Consider the following 14784-nt stretch of genomic DNA (forward strand, 5'->3'; position numbering starts at 1 on the left):
GAAGCCGTGGGACTGAAGCAACATAAGAAAGCCACGGCAGAAGAAATACCCTGTAAATCCGTTTCCTGTTGGAAACATTTCGGGGCTATGCTGGATAAGCGTTGGGAAGTTGCGCGGGCGCGCGGCTTCGGGCGCATTTTTTATGCCCGGAGCCCGCAACAGGCGCGCTGCCCCATGGCAAGAGATTCGCTCGCAATGATAAGGAGACTCGTATGGCCAAGCACATCTTCGTTACCGGAGGCGTCGTCTCGTCGCTGGGCAAGGGCATCACCGCCGCTTCGCTCGGCCAGCTTCTGAAGGCCCGCGGCTACAAGGTGACCATGCAGAAGATGGACCCGTACCTGAACGTGGACCCGGGCACCATGAGCCCCTTCCAGCACGGCGAGGTGTTCGTCACCGAGGACGGCCACGAGGGCGATTTGGATCTCGGCCACTACGAGCGGTTCATCGACGAGAACCTCTCCCGCGAGAGCAACTTCACCCAGGGCTCCATCTACCAGACGCTCATCGCCCGCGAGCGCCGCGGCGATTTCCTCGGCGGCACCGTGCAGGTCATCCCGCACGTGACCGAGGCCATCAAGGAGCGGATCCGCCGCGCGGCCGAGCAGTCCGGTGCCGACATCGTCATCTCGGAGATCGGGGGCACCATCGGCGACATCGAGGGCCTGCCCTTCATCGAGGCGGCGCGCCAGTTCAAGAAGGAGGCTGGCCCGGGCAACGTGCTGTTCGTCCACGTGACGCTCGTGCCGTATATCGCCGCGGCCCACGAGGTGAAGACCAAGCCCACCCAGCACTCCGTGAAGGAGCTGCGATCCTTAGGCGTGCAGCCCGACTTCATCGTGTGCCGGTCCGATCACGAGATCACCGACGGCGTGCGCGAGAAGATCGCGCTGTTCTGCGACGTCGATACCGACGACGTGCTGGCCTGCCCCGATGCGCCGTCCATCTACGAAGTACCCATCAGCCTCTACGAGCAGGGATTCGACATCTCAGCCCTGGCGAAGATGGGACTCGCGCCCCGCAAGATAAAGCTCGCTCCCTGGCGCGCCTTCCTGAAGGCGAAGGACGCCTGTTCGGGCGATCTGGACATCGCCGTGGTGGGCAAGTACGTGAGCCTGCCGGATGCCTACCTCTCCATCAACGAGGCGCTCGTGGCCGCCGGCATCGCGGCGGGGCGCCACGTGAACGTGCACCTCATCGACGGCGAGGAGCTCACCGACAAGAACGCTGAGAAAGTGCTCGGCGCCATGGACGGCATCCTCGTGCCGGGCGGCTTCGGCGCCCGCGCCTTCGAGGGCAAGATCGCCGCCGCCCGCTACGCCCGCGAGAACAATGTGCCGTTTCTAGGCATCTGCCTGGGGCTTCAGGCGGCCGTCTGCTCCTTCGCCCGCGACGTGTGCGGTTTGGAAGGCGCCACCTCCGCCGAGTTCGCCGATGCGGCGCCGGAGGGGACGCCCTTCGTCATCGACCTCATGCCCGAGCAGGAGGACGTGGAAGACAAGGGCGGCACCATGCGCCTGGGGGCCTATCCCTGCAAGGTGGTGCCCGGCACCCGCGCGGCGGCGGCCTACGGCGAGCCCATCGTCTACGAGCGCCACCGCCACCGCTACGAGGTGAACAACGCCTATCGCGACGCCCTTGTGGAAGGGGGTCTCGTGATTTCGGGCCTCTCCCCCGACGAGCGCCTGGTGGAGATGATCGAGCTGCCCGACCATCCCTTCTTCGTCGCCAGCCAAGCCCACCCCGAGTTCAAGAGCCGCCCCACTAACCCCCATCCCCTGTTCCGCGCCTTCGTGGAGGCCGCCAACGAGCGCAAAGAGGCATAAGCCTACACGGGCCGCGGATGCCCCTCCTCGGCGGTGAGGACGACCGGGCCGTCCTCGGTGATGGCGACGGTTTTCTCGAAGTGCACCGAGGGCTTCCCGTCGCGAGTGCGCACAAGCCAGCCGTCAGAGCATTGCTTCACCTTGCGAGTGCCCGCATTCACCATGGGCTCGATGGCGAGCACCATGCCCGGCAGAAGCTTCAACCCCGTGCGACGACGCCCGAAGTTCGGGACGTTCGGATCCTCGTGCATCTCGCGGCCGATGCCGTGGCCCACATAGTCGCGCACCACCGAGTAGCCGGCCGCCTCGGCCAGCGACTGCACCGCATGCCCGATGTCGCCGAGGCGCTTGGTGGGACGTGCGTTGTCGAGCCCCTCCCACATGCAGCGCTCCCCCACCTCGAGCAGGCGCTGCACCTCGGGCGCCACCTTCCCCACCGGGTACGTCCAGGCGTTGTCGCCCACCCAGCCGTCCACGATGGCGCCGGTGTCGATGGAGATGATGTCCCCCTCGCGCAGGACGAGCTTCCTCGAGGGAATGCCGTGCACGACGGCATCGTTCACCGAGGCGCAAATGGAGCCGGGGAAGCCGCCGTAGCCCTTGAAGGCGGGAATGCCGCCCTCGGCGCGGATGACCTTCTCGGCGATGGCGTCCAGCTCGGCGGTGGTGATACCGGGCTCGACCGCCTCGCCCACACGCCGCAGCGCCAGCGCCGACACGCGGCCCGCCTCCTTCATGGCCTCGATCTGAGCCGGAGACTTCAACTTCACTGCCATGGAATCACGCTTTCTCGTTGTTACCGCTTCAGCTTCCGGGCGACCTTCCGCACTGCACCGGAGATAAACGACGCCTCGGGCCAGTTGCCGCGCACGGCAGGGCCGAACGTCACGGCGAGGGCCGCCAGGCCGCCGACAACCACGTAGGCGAAGGCGCGGGCAACGCTGCCGTCCATGGGCCCGAAGCCGAGCGTGAGCCCCACGAGCACCCCGTAGCCCACCACAGCCCCGGCGCCGCCCAAGGCGAGCGCCACGAAGAACGAGCGCATCACCGCGCCGAGCCCCATGGGGCCGAAGTGACGCCGCAGGTACGCGAAGGCGATCACGTCGCCGATCACATAGGAGACGATGGTCGAGGCCGCGATGGACTCCAACGTCACGTCCAGCCCCTGCTGGTAGGCCCAGGCCGCCCCCAGCGTGACCGCCACCTGGGCCGCCACGGCCACAAAGTTGATGACCGAGAAGACCCCCATGCGCCGGATGGAGCTGAAGATCTTGTTCAGGTAGGCGTTCACCCCGTAGAACGGCAGCGCCACGGCCATGACGGCCAGATAGCTCGCGATCTGCCCGATGGCATCGGCGGTGAACGCGCCGATATGGTACAGCGTCACGAGCGGTGTGGAGAACACCATGAGGTAAAGCGCCATGGGGATCATGAGAAAGAGAATTTGCCGCGTGCCGTCGATGATGCCGGCGACGACGCCGCGGGTATTCCCGTCGGCCTGCATGTCCGACAGCTCCGTGAACAGCGTCGTGGTCACGGGCACCGCGAGGAACGAGTACGGGAACGTGAACCACAGCCGCGCGTAGGCGATGACCGAAGGGCCGTTGCCGGCGAACACGTAGGAGGCGGCGTTCTGGGCGGACACCGTGGCAAACGAGCACACGGTGACGAACACCGCCGGCGCGCCGAGGCGCAGCGTGTCGGCCAGCGCCGGGTCGTGCCAATCGATACGCGGCCGCAGACGGATGCCCACCTTCTTCAAGGCCGGAATCTGGAAGGCCATCTGCACGAAGACGCCGAGCGGATTGCCAATGGCGATGGCGAGGAAGGCCAGATTCTGGTCGGTTTGGGCGATGATGGCATACAAGATGAACGAGGCGATGACGATGAGGTTGTTGAACACCGGCGCAAAGGAGGACCAGAAGTACTCGCGGTTCGCGTTCAAAAGGCCTGACACGATAGACGAGGCGCCGTAGAAGACGATCTGGATGGCGAAGAATTGGAAGAAGAACACCGCGAGCACCATCTCGTCCTGGTTCGAGTAGAAGCTCTGGGTATAGATGATCTGCCCGGCGAACACCATGCAGAGCACCGAGACGATAGCGAGCAGCACCACGACGATGGTGAGCAGATTCGATGCGTACTCGTTGCCCCGCCTGTCGCCGAGCTGCTTTTTCACCGAGAGGTACACCGGCAGAAACGCCGTGATGAGCATGCCGCCCATGACCAGCTCGTAGAGCATGTTCGGCAGATTATTCGCCACCTGGTAGGAGCTGGAGACGAAGGTTGAGCCCAACGCGAAGGCCATGGCCCAGGTGCGGGCGAAGCCGGTGATGCGGGAGATAATGACGCAGATGGAAATGAGGGCTGCGCTCGCCCCCACCGATTCGGCCGACAGCGCGCCGCTGCCCTCGCTGCGCCGGTTCGCGACCTCATCCTCGGCGGCCTCGGCGACGATCACCTCCTGCTGGCGGATGGATCCCTCGGCGGTGGCGCCGGGGATGGTGCGGTCGAGGCCCGCATGGGAGCCGACGACGGGAATGAGCCCTGTGGCGCCCGGGTCGGTCGGAGGACGCAGGAGCGTCTTGTCCACGCCGCGATGGCGACCGCGGGCGGGAATGCGCGCCTCGGCGTTCGCCCGCGGGTTGTTGCGGGGGGCTCCCTGGGCCTGGGGCGCGTCGCCGTCGCCGCTCGCCGACGGCCGGCCGTGGCGGCCCAAAGGCGCAGCATTCCTATCCGTCGGGTCGGGCGGATTCGGGCGTATATGACGGGCTCGTTGGAGCTTGTCGGACATGGGCGAACTCTTCGATGATGAGCGGTATAATTCATCTATCATAGCAAACTCGGAAAGCAGAGCCCCATGCACATACTTGTCGTACGCAATAACTCCAACCCGCAAGCTGTTGACGCCTCGCTGCTGCTCACCGCCTATCTTACGAGCCAGGGAATCGAGGCGCTGCTCGTCGATTCCTCATCGCTGGGCACCGATGCGGGACGCCGCGAAGTGCGCGCGCAGCTGCCCGGGCAGCTGGCGCTGGTCGTCGTGCTCGGCGGCGACGGCACCGTGCTGCATACCGTACACCTGCTCCATGACCGCCAGGTTCCCATCCTGCCCATCAACTTCGGACGGCTGGGGTTTCTCGCCAACGCCGATACCGATGGCGTGGTGCCGCTGGTGGCCGAGGCCCTGGCCGGCGACTTGCGCGCCGAGCGCCGCAGCATTCTCTCCATCGAGGTGGTTTGCGAAGGCGAGCACGATCCGTACGGGGAGGCGAACGGGGCCGGAGAAGGCGCCGTCTGGGACGGGCCCGACGTGAACGCGAAGCTGAGCGCCGCCACCCCTCCTTCGGTTCGCAGGCCCGGGGAGACCGAAGGCGCCCCCTGGACGCCCGTCCCGGGTCGCTTCGGCGTCAACGGCCGGGGGCTCTCCGGCGCACGGCAGTTCTTCGCCCTGAACGAGGCGGCCATCACCCGCGGTGCCATGGGACGCATCATCGAGCTGACCCTGAACGTCTCGGGGGTGGACGTGGCCCGCATGCGCGGCGACGGCCTCGTCGTCTCCACGGCCACCGGCTCGACGGCCTACGCGCTCTCGGCCGGCGGCCCTTTGGTCTCCCCCGGCTTCAAGGGCATGATCGCCGTGCCGCTCGCTCCCCATACCCTGCGTTCCCGCGCCGTGGTCACCGATGCCAGCGACGTTATCGAGGTAGGCTTCGACGACACCGACGAGTTCCGCGAGGCGACCTTGTTCGTCGACGGCGATATCGTTCCGTTCGACGCGCCCCTGCGGAAGATATACGTGCAGTGCGCGCCCTTCGACGTCACGCTCCTGCGCGCCGACGGCGCCTCCTTCTACGAGCGCATCAGCAAGGATTTCTTCGGGGAGTAAAGAAGCATTCGCAGGTTGTTCCGTAGGGGGCGACCTCGGTCGCCCCTCGCCGCAAGCAAGATCAATCCTGTCGGGAGGGCCGACCAAGGTCGGCCCCTACGGAACAACCCGCATGGTGCGTGCAGAATGTCCCAACACGCAAAAGGACCCCGCCGAAGCGGGGCCCTTGCTCTTCGATAGAGAATCGTCGATTTACTCGGCGGACTCGGTGTAGGCGCGGGTCACGGAGGAGTCCACGGAAACACCGGGAGTCATGGTACCGGACACGGTGATGGACTTGACGTACTTGCCCTTGGCCGCGGCGGGCTTCATGCGCAGGATCTCGTCGTAGACCGCGCCGTAGTTCTCGGCGAGCTGCTCGGGGGTGAAGCTCACCTTGCCGAGGACGACGTGCGCGATGCCGTAACGGTCGGCGCGGTACTCCACGCGGCCGCCCTTGAGCTCCTTGATGGCCTTCGCCACGTCGTTGGTGACGGTGCCGAGCTTCGGGTTGGGCATGAGGCCGCGGGGGCCGAGGATCTTGCCGAGACGGCCGACCTTGCCCATCTGATCGGGCGTGGCCACAGCGGCGTCGAAGTTGAACTCGCCGGCCTGAATCTGCTGCATGAGCTCGTCGGTGCCCACGATGTCGGCACCGGCCTCCTCGGCGGCCTGGGCAGCGGCGCCCTCGGCGAAGACGGCCACGCGGACGGTCTTGCCGGAGCCGTTGGGCAGGCTCACGGTGCCGCGCAGCTGCTGGTCGGCCTGACGGGTATCGATGCCCAGGCGGAAGTCGCCGGTCACCGTCTCGTCGAAGTTGGCCACGGAGATCTCCTTCAGCAGCTTCATAGCGGCGAGCGGGCTCACCGGCTCGGCCGGAATCTGCTTCTCGGCCTCAACGTACTTCTTTCCGTGCTTAGTCATTGCATTTCCTTTCGTGGTAATGGCGGGCGCTTCTCACCCTTCCACTGTTGAACCAAACTTAGTCGACGGCCTTGCCCTGAAGCATGGCGGCAACCTTGCGGCTGGGCACGTACTTCTTCTTCATCTCGCGGCCCTCGATGCGCACGCCCATGGAGCGGGCGGTGCCGGCCACGATCTCCATGGCCGCCTCGATGTCGTTGGCGTTCAGGTCGGGCATCTTGATCTCGGCGATCTCGCGGAGCTGATCCTCAGTCAACGTGCCGGCCACCTGAATCTGCGGAATGGCGGCGCCGCTCTTAATGCCGAGCTTCTCCTTGATGAGCACGGCCGCGGGCGGGGTCTTGCACACGAAGGTGAAGGACTTGTCCTCGTACACCGTGATCTCGACCGGGATGATGGTGCCGGCCTGGTCCTGCGTCTGGGCGTTGAACGCCTGGCAGAACTGCATGATGTTGACGCCCTGGGCGCCAAGGGCCGGGCCTACCGGCGGGGCCGGGTTGGCAGCGCCGGCGGGGATTTGCAGCTTTACAAATCCAGTGACTTTCTTGTCAGCCATCTGTGACTACCTTTCAGATGAATCGACGTTTACTTCTCTATCACTCAAAACTCGAAGGCCGCGAGAAGCCCCGGTCCACGCGGGCACGGCGATCGAGTCAAAGTGCTTGCAAAATTAGATCTTGGCCACCTGGTCGAAGGAAAGCTCGACGGGGGTCTCGCGGCCGAAGATGGAGACCATGACCTTGACCTTGCCCGCATCGGGCATAACCTCGGAAATCGTGCCATCGAACTCGGCGAGAGGACCGTGGGTCACCTTCACCGACTGACCGACCTCGAGGTTCGTGGAGGTCTTCTTCGGAGCCTCGCGGCTCGTGCGCTTCATGATCTTGTTGTACTCGTCGCGGGTCAGCGCCTGGGGGTTGCCCTGGCTGCCCACGAAACCGGTGACGCCCGGCGTGTTGCGAACGGCGGCCCAGCTGCGGTCGTCCAGCTCCATGCGGACGAGCACGTAGCCCGGGAACACCTTCTTCTCGCTCTCCACACGACGGCCGCCCTCCTTGATCTCGGTGACCATCTCCGTGGGGATCTCGATGCCGAAGACGTTGTTCTCGAGACCCATGGCCTCGATGCGCTGCTCGAGATTCGACTTCACCTTGTTCTCGTAGCCCGAGTAGGTGTGCAGCACGTACCATTTCTTAGCCATCGATTACGCCCCAATCCCAGAGATGAACACGAGCAGCGGCGTGATAATCACGTTATCCAGCAACGCCACGAAGATGCCGAAAAACAGCAGGGCCACCACCACGACGCCGCTCCAGCGGAGCACATCGGTGCGGGTCGGCCACGTCACGCGCTTCATCTCGGACTTCACGTCACGGAAGAACTGGAAGCGCTTCTTCTTCGGCTTGTCGTCCTTCTTGGAGGACTTCGCGGTATCGTTGGAAGACGCAGACTTGTCCTCGGAGCCCTTCTTGAACAGGCCGCCCTTCTTCTCTTCCGTCGCCTCGGCAACGGAAGTCGGGTTCTGCTCTTCCAGCTCGCGGTTGGCCTTGCGCTGCTGACGGGCAGCGGAGGCCTTGGCCTTCTGTGTCTTGGATTTCTTTGCCATGGAATTCCTTATGGAAAGTCTCTTGTCTAATCGCCAAAAAAGCAGCCTCTAGGCTGCTCACGAAAACAAGCTGGCAGGCCAGGAGGGACTCGAACCCCCAACATGCGGTTTTGGAGACCGCCGCTCTACCAATTGGAGCTACTGGCCTATGCCTGTTTCTTCCTTAACCTCTTATCGGGTCTCTTTGTGCACCGTGTGGGCGTTGCACCACTTGCAGTACTTCTTGAGCTCGATGCGGTCAGGATTGTTCTGCTTGTTCTTCTTGGTCGTGTAGTTGCGGCGCTTGCACTCGGTGCAGGCCAGAGTGACCAGAGTACGCATGAATTCTCCTTTTACCTATAAAGCGAAACGCAGGGTTGATCATACACATGAAGCGCAGGGGGCGGGGCCTGCCTCGCAAAAGACAGGCCCCGCGAAATCACTCAGTAAGAAGGACTTACTTGAAGATCTTGGTCACGCGACCAGAGCCCACGGTACGGCCACCCTCGCGGATAGCGAACTTCAGGCCCTCTTCCATGGCGATGGGGTGAATGAGCTCGCCCTTGATCGTCACGTTGTCGCCAGGCATAACCATCTCGGTGCCCTCGGGGAGGTGCGCCACACCGGTGATGTCGGTGGTACGGAAGTAGAACTGCGGACGATAGCCATCGAAGAACGGGGTGTGACGGCCGCCCTCTTCCTTGGTCAGGATGTAGACCTGGCCCTCGAACTCGGTGTGCGGAGTCACGGAACCGGGCTTGCAGAGAACCTGGCCACGGACGATCTCCTCGCGCTTGATGCCGCGCAGCAGGCAGCCGATGTTGTCGCCGGCCTGAGCCTCATCGAGCAGCTTGCGGAACATCTCGATGCCGGTGCAAACGGTGTTCTGGGTCTCGCGGATACCCACGATCTCCAGCGGGTCGTTCACATGGAGCACGCCGCGCTCCACACGGCCGGTGGCAACGGTGCCGCGGCCGGTGATGGTCATGGTGTCCTCGACGGCCATCAGGAACGGCTTGTCGACGTCGCGGTCGGGAGTCGGGATATAGGAGTCCACAGCGTCCATGAGCTCCCAAACCTTCTCCTGCCACTCCTTGTCGCCCTCCAGGGCCTTCAGAGCGGAGCCGCGGATGATCGGGGTGTCGTCGCCCGGGAACTCGTAGCTGTCGAGCAGCTCGCGAACTTCCATCTCGACGAGCTCGATGAGCTCCTCGTCGTCGACCATGTCGCACTTGTTCAGGAAGACCACGATGTAGGGCACGCCCACCTGACGGGCGAGCAGGATGTGCTCGCGGGTCTGGGCCATGGGGCCGTCGGTAGCAGCGATAACCAGGATGGCGCCGTCCATCTGGGCCGCACCGGTGATCATGTTCTTCACGTAGTCGGCGTGACCGGGGCAGTCGACGTGAGCGTAGTGACGGGTATCGGTCTCGTACTCGATGTGAGCGATGGAGATGGTGATGCCGCGCTCGCGCTCCTCGGGGGCCTTGTCGATCATGTCGAAGGCAGTGAAGTCAGCGTGCGCCGTGCCGTGGGAGCCGTCGTTCTCGGACAGAGTCTTGGAGATGGCGGCCGTCAGCGTCGTCTTACCGTGGTCGACGTGACCGATGGTGCCGATGTTAACATGCGGCTTCGAGCGCTCGAACTTCTCCTTAGCCATGTTTCATCCTCCTTCAAGGGTGATTGCGAAACGAATTGCAACAAAATAAACGCGCCCAGAAAGGACGCGGTAAATCTAAATGGTAGCGGTGACTGGATTTGAACCAGTGACGCCACGGGTATGAACCGTGTGCTCTGACCAACTGAGCTACACCGCCAAGTGGAGCCTGCGACCGGACTTGAACCGGTGACCTCTTCGTTACCAACGAAGTGCTCTACCGACTGAGCTACACAGGCAGAAATGGTGGGCGCGCTAGGATTCGAACCTAGGTAGGCATAACCAACGGGTTTACAGCCCGTCCCCTTTAACCACTCGGGCACACGCCCATTTCGGCGCTTAATTCATGTGTACTTTTCAAGCTGCCACCCGTCTTTCGCGTTGTTCCGCGAAAAGCGAGCGAACGGAATAATACGCTACGGCAACAAGCGTGTCAACCATTTACACGCCCCCGGGCGTGTCTCCACGATTCCTCCCCAACCTCGAACGAGGAACCCGGCGACCGTCTTTTCTTCTTACTATATAAAGAGACACTTGGACACCATATGTTGGATGAGAAAGCGCACCTCTCCCCCAAGGTATGGAAACCCTCCTTCACTCATGATTTTTTTCGGCCGCGAACGGCGCGAATTCCCGCGCGGATGGGCTGAGGTCGGCTTGTGAATCCCTTCTGTGGGGGTCGTGAAGAGGCGCCATCCGTGCTATGATACGAAGCTAGTTTGCCCCAACGCACCAGATGCTCAACCAGGAGGATACTTTTATATGAGTGAGCATACACGTCCCTTCAGCAGACGCGCCTTCGTCGGCACGGCGGCCGCTTTCGGCATCTCGCTGTGCCTGCCCCCGCTCATGCCCGCCAAGGCTCACGCCGTCACGGCCGCCGAGAAGCAGGCCGAGGCCAACGCGGCACTTGAGAAGCTCAACGCCATGCAGGAGAAGCTCGACCGCGCCGAGGTCTCCCTCTATGCGGCTGAAACCGAGCGCGACGATGCCCAGGCCCGCATGGACGAGGCTCAGGGTCGCATCGATTCCGCTTCCTCGCGCATCAGCGAGCTGCAGGACAAGCTCGGCAACCGCGCCCGCTCCATGTACCGTTCCGGCTCGTCTACGTTCCTCGATCTTCTTCTGGGAGCCACCACGTTCCAGGCCTTCGCCTCGAACTGGGATCTCCTGAACGATATGAACCAGAACGACGCCGACATGGTGGAGGAAACCAAGACCCTGCGCTCCGAGGTGGAATCTGAGAAGGCCGTCTACGAGGAGCAGCGCAACGTCGCCGCCCAGAAGGCCGAGGAGGCCGAGGCCGTCAAGAAGGAGGCCGAGAGCCTCGTCTCCCAGATGGAGGAAACCTACAACTCCCTATCCGAGGAAGCGGCTCAGCTTCTCGCCGAGGAAGAGGCCGCCCGCGAGGCTGCGGCTTTGGCTGCCGCCCAGGCGGCCGAGGAAGAGGCCCGTCGCCAGGCCGAGGAGGAAGAGCGCCGTCAGCAGAGCAATTCCGGCGGCAACTCCGGTGGAAACTCGGGCGGCGGCTCCGGCTCCGGCGGCAATTCCGGCGGCAGCTCGAGCGGCGGCTCCAGTTCCGGCGGTGGCTCGTCGAACAACTCGAAGCCCCAGACCGTCGGCGGCACGGCCGTCGACCGCGCTTACGGCGAGCTGGGCAAGCCCTATTCCTGGGGCGCCGTGGGACCGGATTCCTACGATTGCTCCGGTCTGGTGAGCTACTGCCTGCTCGGCCGTCACAGCCGCCTGGGCACCGCCGCCAGCTTCATGGGCTACACGCGCGTCTCCAACCCCAAGCCGGGCGACATCTGCTGCAACGACCACCATTGCGGCATCTACATCGGCGACGGCCAGATGATCCACGCGCCGCGCACCGGCGACGTCGTGAAGATCTCCGCCGTGCATTCCGGCATGATTTATACCCGCTATTAGAGCGTATCTGCCAGCTAGCGAAGGGGCTCCCGTTGGGAGCCCCTTTTTTCGCTCGCGTTCCTGCTCTTTAGGCCCTCTCGTGAAAGAGACTCACGTAGTCGACGATAGCGTCATGCAGGGCATTCAGACCCTCCTCGTCTTCCACCCATTGGTGGGTAAGCGGGGCTTCCGGCAGCGTGAACTTGCAGCTCTCCAGAGCCTGGTACACCTCGTTGGGGCCCATGGGCGCCCAACCGTAGCTGCCGAAGGGAATGCCCACGCGCCCGGCCGGCGCCAAGCCCCGCATGTAGCAGAGAAACGACGCCACCGTGGGCATCATGGTCTTGTTGAGCGTCGGCGAGCCTACAGCGATGTAGCGCGCGTTCAGCACTTCGGCCATGATGTCGGAAATGTGGTTCACCTTCAAATCGAGCAGGCGCGCGGGGATGCCCATCTCGATGAAGGCCTCGGTGATCTCCGTGGCCATGGCCTCGGTGGTATGCCACATGGAGTCGTAGACCACGAGCGCGTACTCCTCGGGAATGCCGCTGCTCCACTTCTTGTACATCTCCAGAATCTCCGGCACATGGCTGCGCCAGATGATGCCGTGGGCCGGGGCGATCATATCGAAGGAAAGGCCGGAGAGCGCCTTCAGGGCCGCTTCCACATTCTTACCGTAGGGCATGACGATGTTGGCGTAGTACTTCTGGGCCTGGACGAGCACCTCGGGCAGGCCCACCTCGTCGTCGAAGCGCTTCGAGGAGGCGTAGTGCTGGCCGAAGGCGTCGTTGGAGAACAGGATCTGGTCGTACTCGTCGTAGGTGACCATGGAATCGGGCCAGTGCACCATGGGCGTCTGCACGAAAGCGAGCGTACGCTTTCCGATCTCGAGGGTGTCGCCGGTCTTCATGCCCACGAGGTTAAGACCGTCCCCGTAATGAGCGCGAAGTCCCTGGATGCCCTTGGGCGCACCGGTGACGATAGTGGCTTTTGGAGCGATTTCAGCCAAAGCCGGAAGGCCTCCGGAATGATCCATCTCCACATGGTTGGACACAATATAGTCGATGGAGGCCGGATCCACGATGGTGCCGATGCGTTCGATGAGCTCGCCGGTGAAGGGCTTCTTGCAGGTGTCGATGAGCGTGATCTTCTCGTCGAGGATGAGGTAGGCGTTGTAGGTGCTTCCGCGCTCGGTGGTGTAGCCGTGGAAGTTGCGCTCGTTCCAATCGATGCCGCCCACCCAGAACACGTCCGGCTTGATCTCGATGGCCTTCAACATATCGCTCTCCTTGTCTCACGGTTGACATTCGCATCGTAGCCCGAAACAGCAACGGAGCACCCCGCTTCGGAGTGCTCCGTTGAGAAAACGTATCGTTGCCGCGCAGCGCTACACGTCAAGCTCCATGTAGGTGTCGAAGTCATCGGTGACTTCCTTGCTCGGCTCCTTGGTGAGCTTGGAGACCACCACGATCACGAGTAGCGCCAGCAAAAAGCCGGGAAGCAGCTCGTAGACAGCGAACCAGCCGCCGAGCGGGGCAATGAGGTTCTTCCACACCACCACGGTGACGGCGCCGGTCAGCATGCCGGCGATGGCGCCAGGCAGCGTGGTGCGGCGCCAGTACAGCGAGCACAGCATGAGCGGGCCGAAGGACGCGCCGAAGCCGGCCCAGGCGTAGGACACGATGTCGAAGATGGAGGAGTTCTGGTCCATGGCCAGGAAAATGCCCAGAAGCAGAATGACCGTCAGCGTGATGCGGGCCACGATCATGACCTGGTTGTCGGTGGCATCGCGCTTGATGAGACCCTTGAAGATGTTGGTGGCCACAGCGGAGCCGGAGATGAGCAGGTAGCTGGAAGAGGAGCTCATGGCCGCGGCGAAGATGCCCGAGACCACAAGGCCGCAGAAGAAGCTCGGCAGTAGCATCTTCGACAGTACGATGAACACGGACTCGGCGGCCGACTGGGTGAGGAACTCGGTGGGAATGACCGCGCGGCCGATAAGGCCGATGCACACCGCCGAGGACAGGGAAACCACGAGCCAGATCATGGCGATGATGCGCGATTTCTTGATCTCGTCGGAGTGGCGGATGGACATGAAGCGGATGAGCACCTGGGGCATGCCGAAGTAGCCGAGGCCCCAGGCCAGGCCGCTCACGATGGTGATGATGCCGTAGGTGCCGGCCGGGCCGAACATAGGCTCGTTGCCCTCGATGAGCTGGTTGCCCGCCTCATCGAGCAAAGGCGTGGCGATCTCGGTGCCCGAGAGGAAGCCGGGGATGTTCTGCAGGAAGACGACGGTGTTTTCCACGCCGCCGGCCGCCGTGACAGAGCCGATGAACACGGTGGCCAGCGCGAAGAACATGAGCATGCCCTGAATGAGGTCGGTGGTGCACACCGAGAGGTAGCCGCCCATGAAGGTATAGAGGAACACGATGATGGCGCCGATGACCATCATGACGCCGTAGTCCCAGCCAAACAGCGTGGCGAACAGCTTGCCCACGGTGACGAAGCAGGACGCGGTGTAGATGGTGAAGAACAGAAGGATGATGACCGCGGCGATGGTCATGAGGATGTGCTTCGTGTCATGGAAGCGATTGGAGAAGAAGTCGGGCACCGTGATGGCGTTGCCGGCCTTCTCGGAGTACTTGCGCAGGCGCTTGGCCACGAACTTCCAGTTCAGATAGGTGCCGATGGCCAGGCCGATGGCCGTCCACATGGCATCCGACGCGCCGGTGAAGTAGGCCACGCCGGGCAGGCCCATGAGAAGCCACCCCGACATATCCGACGCTTCGGCCGACAGAGCCGTGAGCCACGGTCCCAGGCCGCGGCCGCCGAGGAAGTACTCCTCGGACGACGAGTTGGAGCGCTTGGCGTACACAAAGCCGATGACCACTACTACGACGAAGTAGAGCAGCATGGCGAGTACGACTTGCATATCGCTTTCGATCATGTTTCCCCTTCCGCGAGAATCCTTGCAACACGTTTGGAACTCCCAGGGTCGGTTTCGGCAAGA

The 14784-nt window shown here is 63.3% G+C and carries 13 protein-coding genes and 4 tRNA genes; 3 read left to right on the forward strand and 14 right to left on the reverse strand.

All coding sequences use genetic code 11. The features are described 5' to 3' along the window. Positions 1 to 212: 212 nt before the first annotated feature. Complete coding sequence (locus ACYVRU_RS08510) at positions 213 to 1826, forward strand: CTP synthase (protein ID WP_223900906.1); 1614 nt, start codon at positions 213 to 215, stop codon at positions 1824 to 1826. 2 nt (positions 1827 to 1828) lie between these two features. Here ACYVRU_RS08510 and map read toward each other — a convergent pair whose 3' ends face one another. Both map and murJ read right to left on the reverse strand, forming a co-directional pair. Beyond that, entirely contained in the window at positions 1829 to 2602 is a 774-nt protein-coding gene (map, locus tag ACYVRU_RS08515; protein ID WP_223900907.1) for a type I methionyl aminopeptidase, read from the reverse strand. Positions 2603 to 2622: 20 nt separating this feature from the next. Then, positions 2623 to 4620: a murein biosynthesis integral membrane protein MurJ gene (gene murJ / locus ACYVRU_RS08520; RefSeq protein ID WP_223900908.1), complete on the reverse strand. Its 1998-nt coding sequence runs from the start codon at positions 4618 to 4620 to the stop codon at positions 2623 to 2625. A gap of 66 nt (positions 4621 to 4686) precedes the next feature. On the opposite strand from murJ, the gene ACYVRU_RS08525 reads away from it, so the two are divergent. Next, positions 4687 to 5715, forward strand: coding sequence for an NAD(+)/NADH kinase (locus tag ACYVRU_RS08525; protein ID WP_223900909.1), 1029 nt, complete (start codon positions 4687 to 4689; stop codon positions 5713 to 5715). A gap of 192 nt (positions 5716 to 5907) precedes the next feature. Here the strand turns inward: ACYVRU_RS08525 and rplA are convergent, their stop codons facing one another. The 10 genes from rplA to ACYVRU_RS08575 form a co-directional block, all read right to left on the reverse strand. Beyond that, complete coding sequence (gene rplA, locus ACYVRU_RS08530) at positions 5908 to 6618, reverse strand: 50S ribosomal protein L1 (protein WP_022740301.1); 711 nt, start codon at positions 6616 to 6618, stop codon at positions 5908 to 5910. A gap of 58 nt (positions 6619 to 6676) precedes the next feature. Beyond that, the gene (rplK, locus tag ACYVRU_RS08535; RefSeq protein WP_022740302.1) at positions 6677 to 7174 is read right to left on the reverse strand and encodes a 50S ribosomal protein L11; all 498 of its coding nucleotides are present in this window, start codon (positions 7172 to 7174) and stop codon (positions 6677 to 6679) included. Positions 7175 to 7288: 114 nt separating this feature from the next. Next, positions 7289 to 7819 carry a transcription termination/antitermination protein NusG gene (gene nusG, locus ACYVRU_RS08540; RefSeq protein WP_041714608.1) on the reverse strand — a complete coding sequence of 177 codons (531 nt, stop codon included), beginning with the start codon at positions 7817 to 7819 and terminating at the stop codon, positions 7289 to 7291. Positions 7820 to 7822: 3 nt separating this feature from the next. Continuing rightward, positions 7823 to 8224, reverse strand: a complete 402-nt coding sequence (gene secE, locus ACYVRU_RS08545) for a preprotein translocase subunit SecE (protein ID WP_022740304.1) — start codon at positions 8222 to 8224, stop codon at positions 7823 to 7825. Positions 8225 to 8295: 71 nt separating this feature from the next. Next, a tRNA-Trp gene (locus ACYVRU_RS08550) sits at positions 8296 to 8372 on the reverse strand. 23 nt (positions 8373 to 8395) lie between these two features. Further along, positions 8396 to 8545, reverse strand: a complete 150-nt coding sequence (rpmG, locus tag ACYVRU_RS08555; RefSeq protein ID WP_022740305.1) for a 50S ribosomal protein L33 — start codon at positions 8543 to 8545, stop codon at positions 8396 to 8398. Between the two features lie 115 nt (positions 8546 to 8660). Beyond that, on the reverse strand, positions 8661 to 9863 hold the full coding sequence (gene tuf, locus ACYVRU_RS08560; RefSeq protein WP_114539934.1) for an elongation factor Tu: 1203 nt from the start codon (positions 9861 to 9863) through the stop codon (positions 8661 to 8663). An 80-nt stretch (positions 9864 to 9943) separates the two neighbouring features. Continuing rightward, a tRNA-Met gene (locus ACYVRU_RS08565) sits at positions 9944 to 10020 on the reverse strand. A gap of 3 nt (positions 10021 to 10023) precedes the next feature. After that, positions 10024 to 10099, reverse strand: a tRNA-Thr gene (locus ACYVRU_RS08570). A 5-nt stretch (positions 10100 to 10104) separates the two neighbouring features. Beyond that, positions 10105 to 10189 (reverse strand) — tRNA-Tyr (locus ACYVRU_RS08575). A 433-nt stretch (positions 10190 to 10622) separates the two neighbouring features. On the opposite strand from ACYVRU_RS08575, the gene ACYVRU_RS08580 reads away from it, so the two are divergent. Beyond that, complete coding sequence (locus ACYVRU_RS08580) at positions 10623 to 11792, forward strand: coiled-coil domain-containing protein (RefSeq protein WP_114539935.1); 1170 nt, start codon at positions 10623 to 10625, stop codon at positions 11790 to 11792. Positions 11793 to 11859: 67 nt separating this feature from the next. Here ACYVRU_RS08580 and ACYVRU_RS08585 read toward each other — a convergent pair whose 3' ends face one another. Both ACYVRU_RS08585 and putP read right to left on the reverse strand, forming a co-directional pair. After that, a complete protein-coding gene (locus ACYVRU_RS08585) occupies positions 11860 to 13050 on the reverse strand; it encodes an FprA family A-type flavoprotein (protein WP_173112404.1) in 1191 nt (396 codons plus the stop codon). A gap of 108 nt (positions 13051 to 13158) precedes the next feature. Continuing rightward, positions 13159 to 14721: a sodium/proline symporter PutP gene (gene putP, locus ACYVRU_RS08590; RefSeq protein ID WP_173112401.1), complete on the reverse strand. Its 1563-nt coding sequence runs from the start codon at positions 14719 to 14721 to the stop codon at positions 13159 to 13161. Positions 14722 to 14784: the final 63 nt, after the last annotated feature.

The sequence above is a fragment of the Adlercreutzia sp. CNCM I-6216 genome, assembly GCF_977113345.1.